The organism is uncultured Corynebacterium sp. (genome assembly GCF_902782855.1).
Classification (GTDB): domain Bacteria; phylum Actinomycetota; class Actinomycetes; order Mycobacteriales; family Mycobacteriaceae; genus Corynebacterium.
Genome location: NZ_CACZOO010000263.1, coordinates 1 through 22,712 on the forward strand (window position 1 = coordinate 1; position 22,712 = coordinate 22,712).

At 68.9% G+C, this 22,712-nt stretch carries 26 protein-coding genes and 2 tRNA genes; 9 read left to right on the plus strand and 19 right to left on the minus strand.

Features of this window, described 5'->3' with window-relative positions:
• Window positions 1–570: LLM class flavin-dependent oxidoreductase (locus QZV72_RS10605; protein WP_297008311.1), on the plus strand; the 570-nt coding region annotated here is incomplete at its 5' end.
• On the opposite strand, the gene QZV72_RS10610 is transcribed toward QZV72_RS10605, so the two are convergent.
• Entirely contained in the window at window positions 567–881 is a 315-nt protein-coding gene (locus QZV72_RS10610; RefSeq protein ID WP_297008313.1) for a multidrug efflux SMR transporter, read from the minus strand. The genes QZV72_RS10605 and QZV72_RS10610 overlap by 4 nt on opposite strands.
• A gap of 68 nt (window positions 882–949) precedes the next feature.
• Between QZV72_RS10610 and QZV72_RS10615 the strand changes: the two genes are divergently transcribed.
• The gene (locus QZV72_RS10615; protein ID WP_297008315.1) at window positions 950–1,543 is read left to right on the plus strand and encodes a flavin reductase family protein; all 594 of its coding nucleotides are present in this window, start codon (window positions 950–952) and stop codon (window positions 1,541–1,543) included.
• Between the two features lie 57 nt (window positions 1,544–1,600).
• On the opposite strand, the gene QZV72_RS10620 is transcribed toward QZV72_RS10615, so the two are convergent.
• Window positions 1,601–2,791: an Ig-like domain-containing protein gene (locus QZV72_RS10620; RefSeq protein WP_297008317.1), complete on the minus strand. Its 1,191-nt coding sequence runs from the start codon at window positions 2,789–2,791 to the stop codon at window positions 1,601–1,603.
• A gap of 316 nt (window positions 2,792–3,107) precedes the next feature.
• On the opposite strand from QZV72_RS10620, the gene QZV72_RS10625 reads away from it, so the two are divergent.
• A tRNA-Lys gene (locus tag QZV72_RS10625) sits at window positions 3,108–3,183 on the plus strand.
• Between the two features lie 108 nt (window positions 3,184–3,291).
• Here QZV72_RS10625 and QZV72_RS10630 read toward each other — a convergent pair.
• From QZV72_RS10630 to QZV72_RS10640, 3 genes are read right to left on the minus strand one after another with little or no spacing between them, the layout of a single operon-like run.
• Window positions 3,292–3,711 (minus strand): phage holin family protein, encoded by a 420-nt coding sequence (locus QZV72_RS10630; protein WP_297008319.1) that lies wholly within the window; start codon window positions 3,709–3,711, stop codon window positions 3,292–3,294.
• Between the two features lie 14 nt (window positions 3,712–3,725).
• Window positions 3,726–4,847, minus strand: coding sequence for an AbrB family transcriptional regulator (locus QZV72_RS10635; RefSeq protein WP_297008321.1), 1,122 nt, complete (start codon window positions 4,845–4,847; stop codon window positions 3,726–3,728).
• On the minus strand, window positions 4,848–5,126 hold the full coding sequence (locus tag QZV72_RS10640; RefSeq protein ID WP_297008323.1) for a DUF3618 domain-containing protein: 279 nt from the start codon (window positions 5,124–5,126) through the stop codon (window positions 4,848–4,850).
• 125 nt (window positions 5,127–5,251) lie between these two features.
• Here QZV72_RS10640 and bcp point away from each other — a divergent pair, with 125 nt between their 5' ends.
• Window positions 5,252–5,719 (plus strand): thioredoxin-dependent thiol peroxidase, encoded by a 468-nt coding sequence (gene bcp / locus QZV72_RS10645; RefSeq protein WP_297008325.1) that lies wholly within the window; start codon window positions 5,252–5,254, stop codon window positions 5,717–5,719.
• 29 nt (window positions 5,720–5,748) lie between these two features.
• On the opposite strand, the gene QZV72_RS10650 is transcribed toward bcp, so the two are convergent.
• A tRNA-Leu gene (locus QZV72_RS10650) sits at window positions 5,749–5,830 on the minus strand.
• A 146-nt stretch (window positions 5,831–5,976) separates the two neighbouring features.
• On the opposite strand from QZV72_RS10650, the gene QZV72_RS10655 reads away from it, so the two are divergent.
• Together QZV72_RS10655 and QZV72_RS10660 are read left to right on the plus strand one after the other, a co-directional pair.
• A complete protein-coding gene (locus QZV72_RS10655) occupies window positions 5,977–6,402 on the plus strand; it encodes a hypothetical protein (RefSeq protein ID WP_297008326.1) in 426 nt (141 codons plus the stop codon).
• Window positions 6,403–6,407: 5 nt separating this feature from the next.
• Window positions 6,408–6,797, plus strand: a complete 390-nt coding sequence (locus QZV72_RS10660; protein WP_297008328.1) for a DUF3817 domain-containing protein — start codon at window positions 6,408–6,410, stop codon at window positions 6,795–6,797.
• Here the strand turns inward: QZV72_RS10660 and QZV72_RS10665 are convergent, their stop codons facing one another.
• The 11 genes from QZV72_RS10665 to clpS form a co-directional block, all read right to left on the minus strand.
• A complete protein-coding gene (locus tag QZV72_RS10665) occupies window positions 6,798–8,159 on the minus strand; it encodes an amidohydrolase (protein ID WP_297008331.1) in 1,362 nt (453 codons plus the stop codon).
• 36 nt (window positions 8,160–8,195) lie between these two features.
• Window positions 8,196–8,861, minus strand: coding sequence for a non-canonical purine NTP pyrophosphatase (locus QZV72_RS10670; protein ID WP_297008353.1), 666 nt, complete (start codon window positions 8,859–8,861; stop codon window positions 8,196–8,198).
• 6 nt (window positions 8,862–8,867) lie between these two features.
• Complete coding sequence (gene rph, locus QZV72_RS10675; RefSeq protein WP_297008332.1) at window positions 8,868–9,647, minus strand: ribonuclease PH; 780 nt, start codon at window positions 9,645–9,647, stop codon at window positions 8,868–8,870.
• 46 nt (window positions 9,648–9,693) lie between these two features.
• A complete protein-coding gene (locus QZV72_RS10680) occupies window positions 9,694–10,503 on the minus strand; it encodes an MBL fold metallo-hydrolase (RefSeq protein WP_297008334.1) in 810 nt (269 codons plus the stop codon).
• Between the two features lie 44 nt (window positions 10,504–10,547).
• Window positions 10,548–11,141 carry a transposase gene (locus QZV72_RS10685; RefSeq protein WP_297008336.1) on the minus strand — a complete coding sequence of 198 codons (594 nt, stop codon included), beginning with the start codon at window positions 11,139–11,141 and terminating at the stop codon, window positions 10,548–10,550.
• Between the two features lie 142 nt (window positions 11,142–11,283).
• Entirely contained in the window at window positions 11,284–11,523 is a 240-nt protein-coding gene (locus QZV72_RS14925; protein WP_367119099.1) for a DUF6444 domain-containing protein, read from the minus strand.
• 147 nt (window positions 11,524–11,670) lie between these two features.
• Window positions 11,671–12,516: a glutamate racemase gene (gene murI / locus QZV72_RS10690; protein ID WP_297008338.1), complete on the minus strand. Its 846-nt coding sequence runs from the start codon at window positions 12,514–12,516 to the stop codon at window positions 11,671–11,673.
• An 11-nt stretch (window positions 12,517–12,527) separates the two neighbouring features.
• The gene (locus QZV72_RS10695) at window positions 12,528–13,163 is read right to left on the minus strand and encodes a rhomboid family intramembrane serine protease (protein WP_297008340.1); all 636 of its coding nucleotides are present in this window, start codon (window positions 13,161–13,163) and stop codon (window positions 12,528–12,530) included.
• Window positions 13,160–14,284, minus strand: a complete 1,125-nt coding sequence (locus QZV72_RS10700; RefSeq protein ID WP_297008341.1) for a P1 family peptidase — start codon at window positions 14,282–14,284, stop codon at window positions 13,160–13,162. Before QZV72_RS10700 ends, QZV72_RS10695 begins: the two co-directional genes overlap by 4 nt.
• 16 nt (window positions 14,285–14,300) lie before the next feature.
• Entirely contained in the window at window positions 14,301–14,888 is a 588-nt protein-coding gene (locus tag QZV72_RS10705) for a DUF2017 domain-containing protein (RefSeq protein WP_297008355.1), read from the minus strand.
• A 4-nt stretch (window positions 14,889–14,892) separates the two neighbouring features.
• On the minus strand, window positions 14,893–15,198 hold the full coding sequence (gene clpS / locus QZV72_RS10710; protein ID WP_297008343.1) for an ATP-dependent Clp protease adapter ClpS: 306 nt from the start codon (window positions 15,196–15,198) through the stop codon (window positions 14,893–14,895).
• 59 nt (window positions 15,199–15,257) lie between these two features.
• On the opposite strand from clpS, the gene QZV72_RS10715 reads away from it, so the two are divergent.
• From QZV72_RS10715 to QZV72_RS10725, 3 genes are all read left to right on the plus strand, one after another.
• Window positions 15,258–16,598 (plus strand): nicotinate phosphoribosyltransferase, encoded by a 1,341-nt coding sequence (locus QZV72_RS10715; protein ID WP_297008344.1) that lies wholly within the window; start codon window positions 15,258–15,260, stop codon window positions 16,596–16,598.
• Window positions 16,595–18,673 (plus strand): ATP-dependent DNA helicase, encoded by a 2,079-nt coding sequence (locus tag QZV72_RS10720; RefSeq protein WP_297008346.1) that lies wholly within the window; start codon window positions 16,595–16,597, stop codon window positions 18,671–18,673. The genes QZV72_RS10715 and QZV72_RS10720 overlap by 4 nt, the downstream gene beginning before the upstream one ends.
• Before the next feature lie 67 nt (window positions 18,674–18,740).
• The gene (locus QZV72_RS10725; RefSeq protein WP_297008348.1) at window positions 18,741–20,330 is read left to right on the plus strand and encodes an AMP-binding protein; all 1,590 of its coding nucleotides are present in this window, start codon (window positions 18,741–18,743) and stop codon (window positions 20,328–20,330) included.
• A gap of 80 nt (window positions 20,331–20,410) precedes the next feature.
• On the opposite strand, the gene QZV72_RS10730 is transcribed toward QZV72_RS10725, so the two are convergent.
• Both QZV72_RS10730 and serB read right to left on the minus strand, forming a co-directional pair.
• Window positions 20,411–21,211 carry an aminoacyl-tRNA hydrolase gene (locus QZV72_RS10730; protein ID WP_297008349.1) on the minus strand — a complete coding sequence of 267 codons (801 nt, stop codon included), beginning with the start codon at window positions 21,209–21,211 and terminating at the stop codon, window positions 20,411–20,413.
• Window positions 21,208–22,524 carry a phosphoserine phosphatase SerB gene (serB, locus tag QZV72_RS10735; protein WP_297008351.1) on the minus strand — a complete coding sequence of 439 codons (1,317 nt, stop codon included), beginning with the start codon at window positions 22,522–22,524 and terminating at the stop codon, window positions 21,208–21,210. Before serB ends, QZV72_RS10730 begins: the two co-directional genes overlap by 4 nt.
• Window positions 22,525–22,712 lie beyond the last annotated feature (188 nt).

A 22,712-nucleotide genomic window follows, 5' to 3' on the forward strand; every position in this document is an offset into this window, starting at 1 on the left:
CAGGGGTACCTTGCCGGGCGGTCCCGGATCCACGGGGTGCAGGCCGTGCCGGGGGCGGACACGCATGTCCCGCTCTACATCCTCGGCTCCTCCCTCTTCGGCGCCCGGCTCGCCGCCCGGCTCGGGCTGCCGTACTCCTTCGCCTCCCACTTCGCCCCGGACGCACTGGTGCCGGCGGTGAAGGCCTACCGCGAGGGCTTCCAGCCCTCCGACCTGTGCCCGGAGCCGTACGTCATCGCCGCAGTGAACGTCACTGCCGCCGCCACCGAGGCGGACGCCGCCCGGCAGAACGAGATCGTCAGGCGCCGGCGGGTGGAGACGACGGCCCTGCGCGGACGCCAGGTCGGAGAGGAGGATCTCGACCTGCTCATGTCGTCGCCGGCGGCGGAGATGATCCTGTCGATGCTGCGGTACCACGCGGTCGGCACCGGTGAGCAGGTCGCCGAGTATCTCGAGGGCTTCACCCGCCATGCGGACGCCGATGAACTGATGATCTCACTGCAGTCCCCCACCACCGACGAATCACTGGAGTCCATGTCGATCCTGGCGGACGCCTGGGGGATGCACTAGCTGACGGTCTTCACCCCGATGACACCGGCGACGATCACGACGAGGAAGAAGGCCTTGGCAGCGCTGATCTGCTCGTCCCCCGCCAGCGCGGCGACGCCGACAGTGGCGACGGCGCCGATGCCGACCCACACCGCGTAGGACGTCCCTGTGGGCAATGAACGCATCGCCCAGGCAAGACCTGTCATCGAGATCGCCAGCCCCGCGACGAACACACCGATGCTCCGTACATCGCACCATCCCGTGACCCTGCCCAGCGCCGTCGCCCAGACGGCCTCGAACAGTCCGGACACCACCAGCACGATCCACGCCATGGCCTGTCCACCCTCCATAAACTCAGTTTCCTCAGTAACGTCTGTGAGTGGAGCGTATCCTGGCATCCATGGTTTCGCAGAGTGAGCAGGATGATCAGGACAACCTGACCGCGCGGGTGTGGCGGTCGACACGGGCCGACACGAGGGCCGCCGACTTCCGCACGGTGTTCCGACACCACCCCGCCGGCGTGGTCCTGATCACCGCCACCGTCGACGGCGAACCCGTCGGACTGATCGTGTCGAGTCTCGCTTCCCTGGCCGTCGACCCGCTCGCCGTCTCCTTCTCCCTGGCCAAGCCCACCGGACGACCCGGCCGGATCCTCCGGGCCGAGACCTGCCTGGTGCACTTCCTCGGACCCGATCAGGTCGACATCGCCCGCGAGTTCGCCGCCGGGGACGGACAGCACTTCACCGGTGACCAGGGATGGGTCACCGCCCCGACCGGGGAGCCCCTGCTCCCGGGCGCACCGGCGGTACTGCGCATCAGGCCGGTGGGGCGCGTCACCGTCGGCCCGGCGACCCTGGTGGCAGCGGAGGTACTCGAGGTGACCGCGTCCCCGGAGATGCTGGACGGCACCCTACCGCGTCTGTTCTACGTGGACCGGACATTCCATCTCCGGCCGTCCGGCGCGCCGGGGTCCCCCGCCCCGGACGTGTCCTGACCCTCCTCCGGCCACCCCGCCCCACCGGACGGCCCCCGCGAACCGGTTCCCCGCGGTCTAGCCCTCGGCATTCCCCGCGGACCAGGTGGACCAGGGGATGTTCCAGTCGCCGAGTCCGTCTGAGCCGTTGAGGGTCTCCGCGCCGGTGTTCTTCACGGTGACGATGTCACCACGCTTGAAGTTCTCGAAGACCCACTGGGCGTCCGCCATCGACAGGTTCAGGCAGCCGTGCGAGGTGTCCGTGTTCCCCTGCGCCCACAGCGACCACGGGGCGGCGTGGAGGTAGATCCCGGAGTAGGACATCTGCGTCGCATAGGACACGTTGGTCTGGTAGCCGCCGGCGTCCAGGGCCAGGCCGTAGGTGGTCGAGTCCATCATCAGGGTGTCGTACTGGTCACCGATGGTGTAGACACCGACCGGGGTCTCGTGGCCCGGCATGCCCATCGAGGTCGGCATCGTCTTGACGACCTCACCGTTCTTCTTCACGACCACCTGCTTGGTGTTGTCGTCGGCCTCGGCCCGCAGGTCGTCACCGATGGTGAAATCGGCCTCGCGGTCCTGCTGACCGTACATGCCGTCACCGAGGTCCTTGCCGAACAGGTCAGCTGTGACGTGGACCCTGGTCCCCGGTGCCCAGTAGTTCTCCGGACGCCACCGGACTTCCTGGGCGGTGATCCAGTAGAACGCCCCCTCGACCTTCGGCTCCGTCTCCACGGTGATGGCGTCCTCGATGGCCTTGCGGTCGGAGGGGATCTCGTCGAAACGCAACGAGATCGTCTGACCGACGCCGACGGTGGACCCGTCGAGCGGAGCCATCGCGCCGTCGGTGATCAGACTCGGGCTGAAGCTGGTGAAACTCTGGTTGAGCTGCTCCTTACCTGCCTTCGCCGTCAGCGTGTACGCGCTCGAGTACTCAAGCTTGCCGGTGGAGGACCACTCGGTCCTGTCATCGTTGAACGCACCCTCGACCGCGGTCCCGTAACCGTCGGTCAGGGAGACCGAATCGATGCCGTCGGCGTCTGTGACGGTGACCGGTGTGTCGACCTTCACTCCGGTGGCGTCGTCCTTGACGTTCGCGGCCAGTTCACCGTCGATGTCCGACGCGGAGGTGGTCTCCGAAGCGACGTTGTCGGTGGCGTCGTCATCCTTGTCGATGGTGCAGGCCGCGGAGGCCAGGACGGCGACCGCACCGGCTGCAGCGAAGATGGACCGCAAGGACCGTAGGGAACGGCCCGGAAGGAACTGCATGGGAGTAAGACATCACTTTCGTCGTGTGGTGAAGGGGTTCAGTAGGCGCGGCGGGAACTCTGTGTGGGAACTCTCCCGGCCGTCGCTGCCCATCAACTCTAGCCACCGCTCACCCGTCCACGAACCCGAAACGACCGCTTCGCGAAATTGTGTCCCAATCGTTACCGGGCGTGCGATTCACCGGCCCCGGCGCCGCACACCAACTGCCCACCACCTGACAGATGCCACACCGTCAGCCGAGCACTGTTCCGTTGACCTGCGTATTTGTGGCATGGCAGGCCAGTGCCCTATAGTTCTACCTCGTTGCACAGAGCACGCGCCATTAGCTCAATTGGCAGAGCAGCTGACTCTTAATCAGCGGGTTCGGGGTTCGAGTCCCTGATGGCGCACCACAGTTTCACCAGCACCCCCGACCGGGACCACCGGTCGGGGGTTTCTCCGTCCCGGTCGTCCGCCGCACACCGGCATCTCCTCCGGGCCCCGGGACCCCCGGGGGCGCTCTACCTCCGGGTCTGCAGCAGCCCCACCAGTGGCCCGATGAACCAGTTCATCACCGCCATGAGGATCGCGCCCCAGAACGCCGCAGCGAAGGTCTGTACCGTCAGACCCATTCCCAGGGACTCGGTCACCGTCGCCGCGAGCAGGAACACCACCGCGTTGATCACCAGGGCGAAGAGCCCCAGTGTCAGGATGCTCACCGGGAGACCGATGAGGTGCAGCACCGGACGGACCGTCATGTTCAGCAGCACGATGACGAGACCCGACAGCAGGTAGACGATGACCCGGTCATTCGACCCGTCACCGATTAGCGGGGACGCCGGGGTGACCACACCGACCCCACCGACGACATTGACCACGACCCACAGGGCCACAGCGGTCCCGGCAGCCCGGACGAGGAGGTTCCACAGAGTTCCGATCACGTCTCTAGACGCTATCAGCCGACGTCGGCCCCGCCCTGTCGTGGACCTGTCAGCCTCCTGACGATGGCCGGCAGGTACGCCCCCACGACAATCATCACCAGTGTCCGCAGTACCTGGCCCACCGTGACCACAGCGGAACTACCCGACTCATGGGCGAAGGCCAGTACCGCGTAGATTCCGCCGGGGACAGTCGCAAGATAGGCGTCCAACCTGCTGATGTCGGTGAAATGCGCGATGAGGAGGGCGGCCCCGAAGGTACCTGCCACCATCACCGTCACCGCGGTGAGGATGACCGGCAGGGCATGGGAGAGCTGACGCAGTGCCCCGATCGTCAGCGTGCCGCCCGCCTGGACCCCGATGATTCCGTAGGCGGTGGTGAGCACCGCGCCGTGCGGGGTGAGCCAGTCGGCGGACACCCCCGCCCCGGAGAAGATCCAGGTCACCGCGATCGGCACCAGCAGGTACGGTGCCGGAACGGTGACGGTACGCCGTGTCAGTCGGACGAGGACCCACGTCACCGCCCACACCGTGACCGCGCCCACCACCGGACGGAAATCCGGCTCCCACCAGTCGTCACCGCCACCTGAGCCACCACCGCCCCCACCGAGCAGATGGACGAACACGGGCAGGGTCAGCACCACGAGAGTGAGCCTCAGGTACTGCGTCAGCACCACGAAACGCACGTCGAGGTGCAGTTCCCGCGCCATGAGCGTCATCGCACTGGCACCTCCTGCCAGGGTGGCGATCATCGCGGAGACCGGGTCGGTGCGTCCGAACCTGGCCAGCACCAGCCCGGCGACGGTGCTGACCAACAGCATGACCAGCACCGACAGGGCGGTGGGCAGCAGATAGCCACGCACCGTCGCGCCGTCGAGCTCCAGGAGAGGGGTGGTGCACACCATCGCGATGAGCACCTGTGCGGGCTGCAACGTCGAGGAGGGCGGGGCGATGGTCCGGTCACGCAGCAGGGAGTAGAGGCCGAAGACGACGAGGAAACCGAAGATCCAGGACGCGGGAATGCCGGCCTCCGTGCACCACCAGCTGACGAGGACCGCGACGCCGACGACCCCGACCAGTTCCGCTGCGTCGCGGAACCGGCCGGGGCCGTGGAGTGCCGTCGGGCCGCCGGGTGTCACCTAGCGGGCGTTGGCGAGGAGACGCTGGATCTCCCTGACCTGCTTCTTCTCCTTGCGCCTGCCGTTGACCGACAGGGCGACGAGGAGGACCACTCCGGCAGCGACGCCCCCGAGGACCAGCTGGACCTTCGGGTCGGACAGTGCGGACCGCACCTTGCCCCTGGCCTCGTCGGCGAGAGCGGACGGGGCGACCCTGGAGCTGAGCTGTTCGAGGGTGTCGGAGAGCTGGTCACGGGTGCGCTCAATGTCGCGCTGGATGGCGTCGGTGCTACGTGCCACGGAAGATCTCCTCGTGAGTGGAAAAGGAAGGGAAACTATCGGTACCGCTCCGCCATTGTACGGTGTCATCCCCCGACTGCGCAGGTGAACCCCCGGCCAAAGGTGGCGGACGTATGCTGGCCTGCATGACTGAGAACCGACTCGCCGTGGGCGACACGGCCCCCGACTTCACCCTCACCGACGATCACGGCAGCTCCGTGAGCCTGTCCGACTTCCGCGGACGCAGCGTCGTCGTCTACTTCTACCCGAAAGCGGACACCCCCGGTTGCACCACCGAGGCCTGCGACTTCCGCGATTCACTGGCCCAGCTCAATGACGCCGCGATCGATGTCGTGGGCATCTCCCCCGACACGCCGGAGAAGCTCGCGAAGTTCCGGGCGAACCACGACCTCACCTTCCCGCTGCTCTCCGACCCGGAGAAGGAGACGCTGACCGCCTACGGCGCCTTCGGTGAGAAGAAGAACTACGGGCGGGTCGTACAGGGCGTCATCCGCTCGACCTTCCTCGTCGACGCGGAGGGGAAGATCGCCATGGCCAAGTACAACGTCAAGGCCACCGGGCATGTCGCCCGGATCATCAAGGATGTGCTGTAGGAACCGCACCTGCGTGGACCGGTGACCGGTGCGCCCGGGGAGACTTGAACTCCCACGTCCGTAGACACCAGGACCTAAACCTGGCGCGTCTGCCAATTCCGCCACGGGCGCCTGCGCGCTCTCACGCGCGCAGGGGTCATCGTAGCAACGCATTTCCCCCGATGCTGACGCGACCCGTCGAACCCGACCTGTGGTGGCGGTCACTACCCGATGGCCGGGTTTCGACCCCGACCGTCGTCACGGGTACGGTGGGGGGCGTGTCCCGGGAAGCCCAGAAGAGCCCTTTTCCGCTGCGTGTCCGCATCGTGCAGTGGTTCTTTCTCGGCGCCGCAGTGATCGCCACCCTGTGCCTCGCCTGGTGGCAGTGGGACCGCTGGCACGACAGTGACGGCACCTTCCAGAACCTCGGCTACGCCCTGCAGTGGCCCCTCTTCGGACTGTTCTTCATCGTCGCCTACCGTAAGTACATGGAGTACGAGCGGGACCGGGCCAACGGTGACGAGGCGCCGGCCGCCCCGAAGTCGCTGGACCCTGACCAGGCGACTGAGATTTCCACGGACGCCCTGCCACAGCGTCCGTCACGCCAGTGTTCCGACGACGCTGCGGACATCTTCACCGATGACCGCAGACGCCGCGCACGGGAAGCACGCAGCACCTCCACCGACGAGAACAGGATCCCCTGAACACCATGTCCACCCCGGCCAGCCCCACGCACCGTCCCACCACCGTGACCGTCACTCCCGAGCGCAGGCGTCGGGTCCGGGGAGCGCTGACACGCTACTCGGTCATGGCGTACATCACCGGTGTCATGCTGCTGTGGCTGTGTCTCGACATGATCCTTCAGTACATCGTCTTCAACATCGCGGACATCGATACGCCGGGCTGGTTCAAGTTCGTCGCCATCGGCCACGGCTGGATCTTCATGGTCTACTGCCTGACCTGCCTCGACCTCGGTGTCAAGGCACGGTGGGCGCCGGGGAAATGGGTCACCACGATCCTCGCCGGTGTGATCCCCGCACTGTCGTTCGTGCTGGAGCGCCGCCGTCGCGACGAGGTCCGCGAGACCTTCGACCTCTGATCAACTGACCTGCGGGACCGCTGTCGGCTCCCCCGCCCAGTCCGCCGCCGCCCACTCGTCGTCGACCGCGTCCGGGTCACTCCACGGGTGGTCCAGGCACGCCAGCACCGCCACCGCCGCGGACTGCGTCGTCACCGGCAGGGACGCCAGGTCCGGCAGGAACCCCGGACTGTGGTTCGAGGGGATGTCGATGTCGAGCCGTCCCGCCGCCTCCGCGCGCGACCACTGCCGACGCGGCGTGATCCCCACCGTCCAGAACAGGTAGGGGCAGCTGAAGGCGGTCGGGATCACCGGGAAGTCCTCGGACGCCGTCCACGGCTCCATGTCGTGTGAATCCTCCCCGAAGTGCGCGTCGAAGTGCGGACGCACCACCTCGAAGACCCCCGCATCATTGTCCGTCGCGGCGAGCAGGCCGACGAACCGGAACTCCGGCTCCCGCTCGCAGCCGGCCGCGAGGGCCTCCGCCCGCACGATGCGTTTGATGGAGTCAACCGCCTTCAACCGCCACCGCTCCTCGTAGAAACGGCAGCTCAGAGCGATCTTCGCCGAGTCGGGGATGACGTTGTTCGCCTTGCCCGCTTCGATGGACGCCACCGTCACCACACCGAACTCCCCCGGCGGCAGCTCGCGGGAGATGATCGTCTGCAACTTCATCACCACGGCGGCGGTGAGCACCACCGGGTCCACCGCACGGTGCGGCATCGAGGCGTGCGCGCCGCGCCCGAACAGGGTGATCTCGATGGTGGTGGAGCTGGTCGTCATCGGCCCCGGCGAACAGTACACCGTCCCGCACGGCCCGGGAAGCACATGCTGGTCCAGGCACACGTCCGGTCGCGGAACGATGTCGCACAGTCCGTCGGTGACCATCCCGTGGGCTCCGATCGCCGCCTCCTCAGCCGGCTGGAAGACCGTGATGACCGTACCTGACCAGGATCCTCGGGTGGCGTCGAGCACCGTCATGGCGCCCAGGGCGGTCACTGTGTGCGCGTCATGCCCGCAGGCGTGCATCGTCGGCACCTGCTGACCGTGCGCGTCGAGCTGTGAATGGGTCGAGGCGTAGGGCACGTCGGTGGCTTCGGCGACCGGCAAGCCGTCGAAGTCCGCCCGGTAGAGCACCGTGGGCCCCTCGCCGTTGCGCAGTACCGCGGTGATGCCGTAACCGCCGATGCCGGTGGTGACATCCCAGTCGGGGAAGCGGAGCAGTTCGGCGGTGATCCGCGCGGCGGTCTCCCGTTCCGCACCGGAGAGCTCCGGGTACCGGTGCAGGTCCTTGTAAAGGTCCACCTGCCAACTCAGGTCCGCGGTGCCGCCGTCGGCCACCGCATCCTTCACGATCTGGGACGGACTACCGGACACACTCACGGCGTCACCGGTTCCTCTCTTACTGGGGGAAGGGGATCAGGCCCCCACTGTAGCGAGAGCACGCAGCATCGGCACCAGCTGAGCCAGCGCGCGCCCACGGTGCGACAGCGCGTCCTTCTCCGCCGGGGCGAGCTCGGCACTGGACCTGCCGGGCGTCTCGTCGGGCTGGAACAGCGGATCGTAACCGAAGCCGTTCTCCCCCTGCGGCGCGCGCAGCAGGGTGCCACGCCAGGTGCCGCGCACCGTCGCCTCGGCGGCCCCGCCGAGGGCGGCGGCCACGGACTCCGGCAGTACGAGTGCGCACGCAGACACGAAACCGGCGCCACGCCGCCCGTCGGGGACCTCGGAGGTCTGGGCGAGGAGCAGGGCGTTGTTCGCGGCGTCCACATCGTCATGGAGGGAGAGCACCGGCGAGTTCCTCCCTCCTGACCAGCGTGCTGACAGGACGCCGGGCATGCCGTTGAGTGCGTCGACACACAACCCGGAATCGTCGGCGATGGTCGGAAGGCCGGTGTACCGGACACCGTCGCGCGCCTTGATCAGCGCATTGTCCTCGAAAGATGCCCCGGTTTCCGGGGTCTCCGGGTACTCCGGCACATCACGCAGGGTGAGCAGTCCGATGCCCCGGACCCCCGCGGCGGCGAGGACCCGCTCCAGCTCACCGAGTTTCTTGAGGTTGCGGGACGCCACCAGCACCTGCACGGCCATCTACTTCCACTCCCCCAGGGTGACGGCCTCGCCGAGCTCGGCGTCGAGCGCGGCACGCTGCAGGTCCACCAGGTCGTAGAGGCCGCCCTCGGCCAGGTCGAGGAGTTCATTGAGCTCGCTGCGGGAGAACTCGGCGTGCTCGCCGGTGCCCTGGATCTCGACGAACCTGCCCCCGGCGGTCATGACGACGTTCATGTCGACATCCGCCCGACTGTCCTCCGGGTACGGCAGGTCGAGGCAGGGCACGCCGTCGATGACGCCGACGGACACCGCTGCCACCGGGTCGAGCAGTGGCCGGCCGGGGACCACACCGCGCTCCCCGAGCACCGCCAGGGCGTCGGCGAGGGCGACGTAGGCTCCGGTGATTGACGCGGTCCGGGTACCGCCGTCGGCCTGGAGCACGTCACAGTCGATGTTCACGGTGTTCTCGCCGAGGGCCCTCAGGTCCACCGCAGCGCGAAGGGAACGGCCGATGAGGCGGGAGATCTCGTGGGTTCGGCCCTTGACCTTGCCCTTGAGGGACTCCCGCGGCATCCGCTCGGCGGTGGCCGAGGGCAGCATGGCGTACTCGGCGGTGAGCCAGCCTTCGCCGGAGTCCCGCTTGAACCGCGGCACGCCGACCGACACGCTGGCGGTGCACATCACGCGGGTGTTCCCGAACTCGACCAGCACGGAACCGGCCGGGTTGGTGGTGAAGCCGCGGGTGATGCGGACCGGTCGCATCTCGTTGACGGCGCGGCCGTCGAAGCGGGTGAAGTCACGCTGCAGATCAGAAGTCATGCCGGACAGCCTACCGGTCGGCCACCGGGCGTCCCCCGGCGTCCCGTCACTGGCCCGGGACGACCACCATGTCGGGCGCGGCGACATCGACCGGACCGGTGTAGAAGCGTCGTGCCCCACGCACCGCGCCCTCGGGGTCACCCCAGGGCGGGATGTGTGTCAGCACCAGGCGTCCCACCCCGGCCAGTGCGGCGGCCTGGCCCGCTTCTTCACCGGACAGGTGCATCTGCGGTGGATTGTTGCCGTTGTCACGTTCACCCCAGGTGGCCTCACACAGGAGTACGTCGGCGCGGTGGGCGACCGCCGCGAGATGCGGGGTGGCGGCGGTGTCTCCGGAGTAGACCAGCGAGGAACCGTCGACGTCCTCGATCCGCATCAGGTAGGACTCGGTCGGGTGGACCGCCGGGGCGGCGTAGAGGCGCGTCGTGCCGATGCGGTGTTCAGGGTAGGCCGGGTCGGGGAAGACGACCGGCCCGCCGGTCGGCGCCCCCCAGGTGACCATGTCGAAGATGTCGCTGAAGTCATCGACCTCCTCGAGGGTGTCTGCCGAGGCACGCCCCAGGTGCACCGGGGCGATCGACGGTCCGATGAGGGTGTGCCTCCGTGTCGCGGCATCTGTCGGATGGTACCGGTGCCACACGGCCAGCGAGGGGAAGTCGAGGCAGTGGTCTGGGTGCAGGTGGGAGAACACCATGTGCACGTCGCCGGGGCGGTCGTGCACCTGCAACCGGGCGAGGACGCCGGGACCGATGTCCATGAGGATGCGCTGTCCGTCCGACATGCGCAGCAGATAGCCCGACGCGGCGTTGTCGGGGCCAGCGAGGCTGCCCGAACATCCCAGAATCGTCATCTCCATGACAGGCATTGTCCCACAGGTCGCCATCCATGCGGCGACCGGACTTACCCTAGGCTCATGGCTGGAGTTGCCGCCCTCCTACAGGCGTCCGGGATGAGCCAGCCGCACAGCAGAACATGCAGGGCCTCCAGGGCCGGTGTCCGGTGGCCTTCTCGTAGTAGTCGGTCACCGCGGTCAACCCCCGGTGCACATGCGCGGTGCACAACTGGTGGGACACACCCTCGTAACAGAAGTACGGTGCCCGCGGCCGATTCTGCGTCATGGACCAGGGTTCCCGACAGCCCCGGGATCACCCCCGCCTCATCGAAGGCTCCCCGCCCTCGTTTGGGGTGCACGTTCAGAAGGCTCAGCGTGTCGGTGGACAGACTGTGCCCCCAGTGCAGTGAATCTGCGACCCGCAGGCCAGTCTCATCGGCGTGCACCACCTCGGCTGCAGCGATCCCGGCGACGATGGTGTCGATCACCGAGTCCAGACCGCCAGAGGCTGGAGTCTGCGCTGCGGCGACTGATCCAGTGGGCACCGCTACCCCGAGCATGTCGGTGAGCAGTTCGGCGGTGCGGGCCACCGACACGAACTGTCCGCAGGTCAGATTCGCCATCGCCGCTTTGGCCCTGGGCCCGTACTGCACCGTCGGCATTGACCCCTGCCGGAGTGTCGGGGCGGGTCACACACCCACACGTGCAGGCCCTGGTCGTCAGGGCGGTGTTCGGTGATCTCGGCGTGGATCTCCGGCAGCTCGGACACCTGCCGGACGGTCGTGGAGGAGTCCCGCTGTTCGGTCAGTCCGGCCCCGCAGTCGGCGCAGACCTCCGGGGCGTGGGTGACCACCACATCCGGGGTCGGTGACCGGGCCAGGGGCGCACCGCGGTGGCCTGCCCGCCGGGTTTACGTCCGGTCTTCTTGCGCAGCGACCTCGGCCTCGTCGCGGGTTTGGTAAGCCCCTCACTTGACGGTGGCTTCGAGGAGTTGCGGGGATTCATCCCCAGCTGGCGTTCCAGTTCGGAGATCCTCGCGGTCACCGGTCATGGGCGTTGATCCTGTCACACGTGTTACCGCAGGTCAGGGGACCGACACGCTCAACCACCTGAACAGTCGCTTCTGGAGGTATCACCGTAGAACCGATCTGATGAACATCAAGACTGCGCGACGTACGTCTCGGGGGTAACTCACCGCAGGATCTCGGGGATCTGACTCACGCTGGTGACCTGCGGTCCCAGGAACCGGCTGGCGAGGTGTGCGAACCGCTGCGGGTCACCGGTGGACTCGAAGGTGTGCACCGGCTGTGCACCGGCCTGATCACCCGAACCACGGTCGGCCAGGATCCCGCCCTCGTTGAGGGTGCGGTAGACGGTCTTCATCGTCTCCTCGGCGGAGTTCACCAGTGTGACGTCGTCACCCATCACCAGCTGCAGGACGCCGGTGAGCAGCGGATAGTGCGTGCAGCCGAGCACGAGGGTGTCGATCCCCTCGTCCTTCAACGGTTCCAGGTACGCCTCGGCGAGACCGAGAATCTGGCGTCCGGTGGTGATGCCTCGTTCGACGAAGGGGACGAACTGGGGGCAGGCCTGCGCGAAGACCTCGATGCTCGGGTTGGCGCGGAAGAGGTCCTGGTACGCCCCGGAGGTGATGGTGGCGTGGGTGCCGATGACGCCGACCCGGCCGTTGCGGGTGGCGGACACGGCCCGGCGCACCGCCGGGAGGATCACCTCGATGACGGGGACCGGATAACGTTCACGGGCGTCGCGCAGGAAGGCGGCGGACGCGGTGTTGCAGGCCACGACGATCATCTTGCAGCCCCGCTCGACGAGGTCGTCGGCGATGGCGGTGGCCAGTTCGCGGACGACCGCCAGGGATTTGTCACCGTAGGGGGCGTTGGCGGTGTCACCGATGTAGATCATCGACTCATCGGGCAGCTGGTCGACGATCGCGCGGGCGACGGTGAGACCCCCGACCCCGGAGTCAAAGACGCCGATGGGTGAATTGTCGAAGCTACCTGCCGTGTGTCCTGCCATGGCCTCCGATCCTAGTCGGCGCGCTCCTGCCCCGTCTGCCGCCCCGACCGCCGGCCGGCGAGGAAGGCCGCGACACCGCCGCCGACCGCGCCGAAGAGGTGCCCCTGCCAGCTCACCCCGGGATCGCCCGGGAACAGGCCCCAGAACAGGCCGGAGTAGACCAGCGCCACGACCGTGCCGAGCACGATCTGCCACACCGACCGCGCGAAGAACCCGCGCAGCACCAGGAAGGCGACCCAGCCGTAGATGAGGATGGAGGCACCGACATGCACCGAGTTCTCCGGGCCGGTGAGCCAGATCCCCACCCCGCCGACGACCACCGTGCACACCGAGGAAACCCACACCGCCTTCTGCCCGGACAGGGCGATGAGGAAGACCAGCACCGCGCAGGCCGGCGTGTTCGCCAACAGATGGTTGACGTCCACGTGGAGGAACGGGGCGACGAGAATGCCGCGCAGCCCCTCGATCTCCCGGGGCCCGACCCCGTAGCCGGTGAGCCGGTAGTTCGACAGGGCGTTGACCGCCATCAGAACCCAGATCAGCACCAGGAACGAGCCGGAGGTGATCAGCGCCTTCCCGGTGCGGCTGCGGCGGAAGGTCGCCGGTGACCTCTCCCCCGTCGTCGCCGGGGTGTGCGGGGTGGTCATGACATCAGCTCCGTCCAGGACGGCACCCCGTACATGGAGGACGCCGCCAGCACCGCGTGCACCACGGCCCGTTCCGCGCAGTCAGCGGCCACGGTGGCGAGCAGCGCGAGTTCCTCGCCGGACACACCGGCACCGGTTTCCCCGCCGTTCTCACCGCCAGCGGTGGACAGGGCGAAGAAGGTGTCGCCGTCCATCGGGAGGTGGGAAGGACGCACCGCCCGGGCCAGCCCGTCATGGGCGGCCATGGCCAACCGTTCGGCCTGGGCCTTCGTGACCGGGGCGTCCGTGGCGACGACGCCGATCACCGTGTTCAGGGAGGACGCCGGCAGTTTCGTCCCGCCGAGCCCGCGGGCGAGCAGTGCCTCCAGCCCGCCGTCGTCCGGGTCTGGCAGTCCGCCCCAGTACCGGTCGAACTCCCCGACTCCCTCACAGTCCAGCTCGGCACCGAGGCCCCAGGGCCACCCGGTCGAGGGATCCACCACCGAGCCGACCGGGTTGGCCACCAGACCGACGGCCACGGTGGCCCCGGCAGGAAGGACCGCGCTGGCCTGACCGAAGCCGCCCTTGAGCGCCCCGGCGGTGGCGGCACGCCCGGCGCCGACGCAGCCGTTGACGGCCGGACCGGTCACCCCGGGCAGCTCGTGGAGGGAGTCCAGTGCGGCGTCCAGAGCCTCGCGTCCGCACTCCGGCCCCGGCCGCTCCCCGGGCGAGCCGACAGGCAGGTCGAAGATCACGGCGGCCGGGACGATGGGGACGATCGGGCCGTCCGGCACGGCGTCGCCGAAAACGGGGAAACCGATCCCCCGGGTCTCCAGCCCGGCCATGACCCCACCTGCGGCGTCCAGACCGAAGGCGGAGCCACCGCACAGGGCGACGGCATGGACGACCTGCATCGAGTTCGAAGGTTTCAGCAGGTCGGTCTCCCGTGTGCCCGGGCCGCCGCCGCGGACGTCGACCGCGCCGACGGCCCCGGCAGGGCACGCCACCACGGTGACGCCCGAGGACACCGGTGCACCGGACCCGTCGCGGGCCGGGGCATGGCCGACGGCGATGCCGGGGACGTCCACCAGGCCGTTGACCTGGCCCGGAACCGCCCCGAAGTAACTGGACACGGCAGCCACGGCGACTACTCCCCCGTCACTCGTCGAAGCCGTCGGGGAGGTCGAGCGTCCCCATCATGGCGGTGAGGAGCGTGTCCTGGTGGTAACCGAGCCAGTCGAGGTAGTTGGCCGCGTTCTCCACCTCCTGCGAGGTCTCCCCGTGTTCCACGCGGTACACGTCCAGCTGGGCGGAGTGGTAGGTGCGGATGTCCGCCACGGCGTTGAGCCAGGGACGGGCCTGCTCGGGGGCGAGGCTGACGCCCACTGATCCGTCCGGGCCCAGTGCGTCGATGAGGATCCGCAGGTTGAGCAGCTTCGCCTTGATGATGTCGGTCTCGGTGAACTGCCGGGTGACGGCCGCCTCCCCCTCGACCTCCTCGGCACCGTCGCGGAAGAACGAGGGCAGCAGACGTGCCAGGGCCGGGTCCTTCGGCGCGTCCGCGTGGCCGGAGGCCAGGCCGGTCATCTCCGCGAGCTCGTCCTTGGGTGCGGACCTGGCGCGGCCCATGAGGGCCTCGGAGACGGTGACGGCGGAATCGCCGAGCATCTCCCGTTCCAGCGGTTCGAGGCGGGTCTGGTAGCGGGTGCCACGGACCAGGCCCCTCTTCTTCGTCCACGGGATCACGAGATCATCCTTCACTGCGCTGCATGGTCGCCCACAGGCCGGCGGTCTGCAGTTTCTTCACGTCCGCCTCCACCTTGTCGCGGTCACCGGAACTCACGACGGCTTTCCCCGCGGTGTGGACCTCCATCATCAGTTCGGTGGCCCGCTTACGGGAGTAGCCGAGCACCGTCTGGAAAACATAGGTGACATAGCTCATGAGGTTGACCGGATCATCCCAGCAGATGCACAGCCAGGGCAGGTCAGCCCGGGTCAGCGTGTCCGGCAGTTGCTCTGCCACGGGTGTGGCGACCGGGGCGGCGGGAGAAGTCATACCCCCCAGACTACCGGTGGTCACCGCGACGGCAACGGGCATCACTACTATGTGACGGTGTGACCGCATCCACCACCCCCACCGGCAGCCGCTCCGGCGCGTCCTCCACCGCCCTGCTCACCGACATGTACGAACTGACGATGCTGCAGGCCGCCCTGGCCGACGGCACCGCCCACCGCCGGTGCGCCTTCGAGGTCTTCACCCGTCGACTGCCCAATGAGCGCCGCTACGGCGTTGTCGCCGGTACCGCCCGTGCCATCGAGGCCGTCCAGAACTTCCACTTCACCGCCGAGCAGCTCGACGGGCTCCCCTTCCTGGACGGACGCACCCGCAACTACCTGGAGAACTACCGCTTCTCCGGACAGATCGACGGCTACCGCGAGGGCGAACTCTACTTCCCCCACTCCCCGATCCTCACCGTGCGCGGCACCTTCGCCGAGTGCGTCGTGCTGGAGACGGTGCTCCTGTCGATCCTCAACTTCGACTCCGCCGTCGCCTCCGCCGCAGCCCGCATGGTCACCGCCGCCGAGGGCCGTCCGATCATCGAGATGGGTTCCCGCCGCACCCACGAGGTCGCCGCGGTCTCCGCCGCCCGCGCCGCCTACCTCGCAGGCTTCGTCTCCACCTCCAATCTGGAGGCTGCGGCCCGCTACGGTGTCCCCGTCGGCGGTACCAGCGCCCATGCCTGGACGTTGCTGCACACCGACGCCGACGGCCACCCCGACGAGAAGGCCGCCTTCCGCGCCCAGATCGAGGCCCAGGGGGTCGGCACCACTCTGCTGGTCGACACCTACGACATCCGCCAGGGTGTGGCGAACGCCGTCGAGGTCGCCGGCACCGGCCTCGGCGGGGTACGTATCGACTCCGGTGACCTGGGCGTGCTCGCCCGACAGGTCCGCGAGCAGCTCGACTCCCTCGGCGCCTACGACACGAAGATCTGCGTCTCCTCCGACCTGGATGAGTTCGCCATCGCGTCGCTGAGCAGCGAACCGGTGGACACCTACGGTGCCGGCACCTCGGTCGTCACCGGTTCCGGTGCACCGACGGCCGGTCTGGTGTACAAGCTCGTCGAGGTCGACGGCAACCACGTCCACAAGCGCAGCCGCGGCAAGGTCAGCCACGGTGGGGCGAAGCAGGCCCTGCGCGCCTGCCGTTCCACCGGCACCGCCGTCGAGGAGGTCGCCTGGTCGATCGACGCGGACGCCCCGGACCTCGGCGGCGTCCTCACGGCGGTGCAGCTCACCGTGCCGTTGATCAGGGACGGTGAGCCGGTCGCCGATCTGCCGAGCCTCGACGACTCGCGGGAGCACCTGGCCAGGCAACTGGTGTCACTGCCGTGGGAGGGCCTGGCCCTGTCCCGGGACGAGCCGGCACTGTCCGTGAGATTCACCGGCCTGTGAGCGGCACCTCCACCTCCGCCGACTCCCCCACCCCGCTCGAGCTGCTGGACCACACCGTCGAGACACTCGGCGGCACGCGGCGTGACGGGCAGCGGCGGATGGCGGCCGCCGTCGCCGACGCCATCGCGACGGAGCATCATCTCGCCGTCCAGGCCGGCACCGGCACCGGCAAGTCCCTGGCGTATCTGGTGCCGTCGCTGGCCCACGCAGTCGATTCGGGACGCCGTGTCGTCGTCTCCACCGCCACCATCGCACTGCAGCGACAGCTCGTCGACCGGGATCTTCCCCGGGTGGTCGACGCCCTGGCCCCGAAACTGGGACGGCGTCCGAGCTTCGCCATCCTCAAGGGCCGCAACAACTACCTCTGCCTGCACCGCACCGGCGGCGGGGCGTCCTCCTCCGGGCCTGACGGGGAGGACGCCCTGCTCGACGAAGCGGAGCTGACCCGCACCGGCGCCCAGGTCACCCGGCTGCGGGACTGGGCGCAGGAGATCCTGGCGACCGGTGAGGGCACCGGGGACCGGGACTCACTGCCCCGTGGCGTCTCCGACCAGGCCTGGCGACAGGTCAGCGTCACCAGCCGGGAGTGCGTCGGCGCCTCCCGCTGCCCCTTCGGCGAGCAGTGCTTCGCCGAGGCCGCCCGCGCCGAGGCCGCCGAAGCCGACGTGGTGGTCACCAACCACGCCCTGCTGGCGATCGATGCGATGGCGGACAGCTCCGTACTTCCGATGCACGATGTGGCGGTCATCGACGAGGCCCATGAACTGGCGGCACGGATCACCTCGGTGGCGACCGCGGAACTCACCGCCGCATCACTGGCGGTGCTGGCCCGACGCTGCGCCAAGGTCGGCCCTGACGGGTGCTCGGACGCCCTGGAGGCGGCCACGGACACCTGGACCGCCGAGATCGAGGCAGCGGTCACTGCGGGCACCGCCCCGGAGGGACGCTGGCTCACCGTCCCCGAGCCGCTCCGGGAGCCGCTCATCGCCCTGCGTGACGCACTGTGGGGGCTGCGCTCGAAGCTCCAGGGCACCGGGCCGACCGGAGCGGAGAGCGCTAAGGACGCCGAGAAGGCCGCCGAACTGCACCACTGTGTCTCGTCGTGTGAGGAGATCCATGACACGGTGGTGCGGATTCTCGACGAGTGCACCCTCGACGGGGACGGGGCCCGCCGCACCTCCGACGCCCCGGCCGCCTCCGCCTCCCCCGGCAACTCCGGAGTCTTCGGCGAGGACGTCGTCTGGCTCGGGGGAGAACGTCACCGCCGGGCGGTACGCGTCGCCCCGCTGAGTGTCGCCGACCTGCTCCGTACCCGGTTGTTCGGCGACTCCACCGTCGTCCTCACCTCCGCGACTCTGGCCCTGGGTGGCCGGTTCACCGCGATGCTGGCGTCCTGGGGACTGTCCGCGTCGAAGTGCACCACCCTGGACGTCGGCACCCCCTTCGACGCCGGCACCCACGGCATCCTCTACATGGCCCGCCACCTCGATCCGCCGGGCCGTGATGCCGCGGCCCCGCCGACGATGGATGAGTTGGCCCAGCTCATCAACGCCGCCGGCGGCCGTACCCTCGGACTGTTCTCCTCCCGGCGTGCCGCCGAGGCCGCCGCCGCGGAGATGCGGACCCTGGTGCCCTACGACATCATGCTGCAGGGTGAGGACACGCTCGGCTCCCTTATCGACCGCTTCCGGGCGGAGCCGGAGACGTGCCTGTTCGGGACCCTCGGACTCTGGCAGGGGGTGGATGTGCCGGGGCAGTCACTGTCGCTGGTGGTGATGGACCGGATTCCCTTCCCCCGCCCCGACGATCCGCTGATGCAGGCCCGCAAGGAGGCAGCTGACCAGGCCGGACGTAACGGGTTCATGGAGGTGTCCGCCACCCACGCCGCGCTGCTCATGGCGCAGGGTGCCGGGCGTCTGCTGCGCAGCGTCGACGACCGCGGGGTCGTCGCGGTACTCGACTCGAGGATCGCGACGAAGCGCTACGGCTCTTTCTTCCGGTCCTCGATGCCGCCGTTCTGGACGACCACCGACGGGGGTAAGGTCCGCGCCGCTCTGCGACGTCTGCGCGCGTGATCTCCACCACCGGGTAGGATTGCCGATGTAGTTATTGCAGCGTCGAAATGTCCACAGGAGTATCCGCATGCCCGTGTCCAGTGACCAGAGCGACTTCACCGTGCCCCCGGTGGGACTCTACGACTACATCTACGGCACTCTCGCCCCGGAGGATGAGGACCGCGTCGCAGTGGTCGATCTGGCGGACGGCACCGAGTCCACCTTCGCCACACTGCGCAGTCACGTGGATGCCGCGGCCGGCTGGCTCTCCCGCTCCGGGATCCGCACCGGTGACGTCGTCGCTCTGCACTGCCCGAACTCCGAGGCTTTTCTCGTCGCCGCGCACGCCGTGTGGCGGCTCGGCGCGGTACTCACCCCTGTCGCCCTGTGGGCGGCACCGGAAACCGTCGCCCACCAGCTCCGGGACTCGCAGGCCACGTTGCTGCTCACCCTCGCCGGTTTCGGTGACGGTGGCGCGGAGGCGGCGAAACTGGCCGGCCTGCCGTCCGACCGGGTGGTCCACCTCGACGCCTCCCGCGGACTCAAGCAGATGTACGCTGAGCGCAACACGCCCCCTGAGGTCACCTTCGACCCCGCCACCCAGCTGGCGGCCCTGCCCTACTCGTCGGGCACCACCGGGCGGCCCAGGGGTGTGAAACTCACCCACGCGAACCTGGTTGCGAATATCGCGCAGATCGAGACCGCCGGGGTCGTCACCCGGGACGACACGATCTTCGGCGTCCTGCCCTTCTTCCACATCTACGGTCTCACCGTGCTCGCCAACGCGGCGATGCGGCTGCGGGCCCGGCTACTGACCTCGCCGCGGTTCCAGTTGGAGAGTTTCCTCACCGCCCACGAAGAGCACGCGGTCACCTTCACCTTCATCGCCCCGCCGGTGGCCGTGGCCCTGGCGAAGCACCCGGCGGTCGCCGAGCATGACCTCTCGTCACTGCGGGGTGTGTTCAGCGGCGCCGCCCCGCTGGCCGATGGTCTCGCCCGTGCGGTGGAGCAGCGCCTGGGTATCCGCGTGTACCAGGGTTACGGACTCACCGAGGCGGGCCCGGTGACCCACATGAACCTCGATGACGACCTCTCCCGCGGTTCCGTCGGGCGCCCGGTCGCCGGCACGACGCACAAGATCGTCGACCCGGGGACGCTCACGGAGATCCCGGTGCCGACCGAGGGGGTCAGCGTCGACGGTGAGCTGTGGGTCCGCGGACCCCAGGTCATGGCGGGCTACCTCGATGACGACAGGGCCACCGCCGAGGCACTGCCGGGGGACGGCTGGCTGCGCACCGGCGACCTCGCCCGGCAGGATTCCCGCGGTGACGTGTACATCGTCGACCGGCTCAGGGATCTCATCAGCTACCAGGGCCACCTGGTCTCCCCCGCAGAGCTTGAGTCCCTGCTGCTCGCGCTGCCCGATGTGGCGGACGCTGCGGTCGTGGGAGTGAAGGACACGGTCTCCGGTGAGGAGATCCCGAAGGCCTACGTGGTACGCCGGACGCTCACGCCGGACGACACCCGATCCGCCGACGATGTCGCCTCCGCCATAGAGGACGCCGTCAACGGGCGTGTGGAGCCCCGGGGGAGGATCCGGGCGCTGGAGTTCATCGCCGAGGTGCCGAAGTCGGCGACCGGCAAGATCCTGCGCCACGAACTGCGCGCCCGCGGCTGACACCGCGCAACTGGAGTCGCGGGGCCGGACCTGCGGAACCTGAACCTGCGGGGCCCCGACCTCGAGGGGCTGACCCGGGGTCAGCGGGTGAGGGCGACGACCGTGAAGGAACCGGGCGCGATCTCGGTGTACCCCGCGTCCTGCACGACCGCGGCCCCCGGTGCGGTGGCGCCGGCTATCCTCCCCTCCGCCGTCGCCCGGACCTCGGCGAAGCGTGCTGCGTCCACCTCACAGACATGCAGCGGGAATCCACGCATCGCCCACGCGAGCGCGGCGTCCTCATCCATCGCGCCGGCGAGCAGCATCGATCCGTGCGAGACCTGCGCAGCGGCCTTCCCCACCGTCATCCCCAGGGATGCGTCGACGTAGATCACCGGCGCGCCGTCAGCGGCCAGCACGGACTCGGGGGTGTCCCGGTAGGACGGGTCCGGAGGCAGGTCGGCACCCTGGATCTGCAGCTTGTTCACCGCCTCCGGCGTCCCGGCCACCGGGCACGGGGTGAAGGCGCGCACGGAGGCACCGTGGACGCGGACGGTGACCCCGGGCAGCGCCTGGACGTCCCGCCATCTCCGGTTGCGGGCCCGACGCGCGATCTTGCGGATACGGGCACCGTACCAGCGGCCCAGGGCGTCAGCGAAGAGGGAGTCCTCCCCTGCCCGAGGATCGAGGCACACTGCGACGCACGCGGTCGCTGCGGCCTCCAGCAGTGCCCTTCGGTCCGGCACCGGATCGCGGGGGAACTCCATCACCAGCGGCATGGCCTGCACCGTGGCGGGATCGTCAGGGTTCTCACCGTCGCGGTCGGCCTGCAGGGCCTCGCGCAACCGGGCGTGCGCGCGGCGGATCAGCCCGGTGGTTGTTCCGGTGTCCGTTGTGGTCACCTCGGTTCGAGCGGGACCCGCCGGTAGGTCCCGTCCTCGAGGTCGGCGGAGTCGATCTCCTCGCGGGAGATGCCGAGCATGAACAGCACCTCGTCGAGGAAGGGGTGGTTGACGGTCGCATCCGCGACCTCACGGAGAGCGGGCTTGGCGATGAAGGCGATGCCCAGGCCCGCGACCGAGAGCATGGCGATGTCGTTCGCTCCGTCACCGACGGCCACGGTCTGGTTCAGGGCGATGCCGTTGGACCAGGCGAACTCCTTGAGGCTCTCGGCCTTGACGTCCCGGTCGACGACCTGACCGATGACACGTCCGGTGAGCTTGCCGTCGACGATCTCCAGGGTGTTCGCCCGGTAGAAGTCGAGGCCGAGCTCACGTGCCAGCGGCTCGAGAACCTGGACGAAGCCTCCGGAAACCGCCCCGGTGCGGTAGCCGAGGCGCTTGAGGGTGCGGATGGTGGTGCGGGCGCCGGGGGTGAGCTGGACGGCGCGGGACACCTCGTCGATGACGGCGTCGTCCAGGCCCGCCAGCGCCCTGACCCGTTCATGGAGGGACTCCGAGAAGTCGATCTCGCCACGCATCGCGCGGTCGGTGACGGCGGCGACCTCCGCCTCGCGTCCGGCATGGGCGGCCAGCAGTTCGATGACCTCCTGCTGGATCAGCGTCGAGTCCACATCGAAGCAGATCAGCCGCTTGGTCTTGTTCGCCAGACCGGCCCGCTGGATGGCGATGTCCACGCCGGAGCCGTGCGCGACCTCCGCCAGCGCCTCTCGCAACTCAGCCGAACCGCCGGGGGCGGGGTTGGCGACGGTGATCTTCAGGTCCAGCCCGGTGACGGGGTAGTCGGCGATGCCGCGGATACGGTCGATGTTGGCGCCGTGGTCGGCGAGAACCCGGCCGATGGTGGAGATGTGCTCTGCGGTGACGGGGTCACCGAGGACGATGACGGAGTGGGTGGAGCGGCCGCGGGACTTCTGGATCTCATCCGAGAGGTCGACCGTGGCGGTCATGCCGGTGCCGTCGAGGACCGCGTCGAGATCCGTCTGCAGCACGGTCCCCTCGGTGGGTCGGTAGCCGATGTAGGCGGCGAGGTTGAGGTTGCCACGGAAAACAGCCTGTTCCACGTCGAGGAGCTGGGTACCGTGCTCGGCCAGCGTCCGGAAGAACTTTGCCGTCACCCCGGGCCGGTCGGGCCCGGTGAGTGTCACGACGGCGGGCGCGAGACCGTCGGCGAGTGTGACGGTCAGATGGGCGCCGTCGGCGGTGTTGGTCTGGGGTGTCTGCTGAACTGCATCCGGATTGTCCACGTGGTCCATTGTCGCACTTCAGTGACGGACGGCGACAGCCGCACCCCGCGTAGCTGGGGTGCGGCTGTCGTGGGCCGTGGTCCGGTGGTGGCTCCGGCCGGTGGCCGGGCCGGTGGAGGTCTAGAAGTGACGTCCCACGTGGGCCTCCTCGCGCATGCGCTTCACCATGTGCGGGTAGTGCAGCTCGAAGGCGGGAC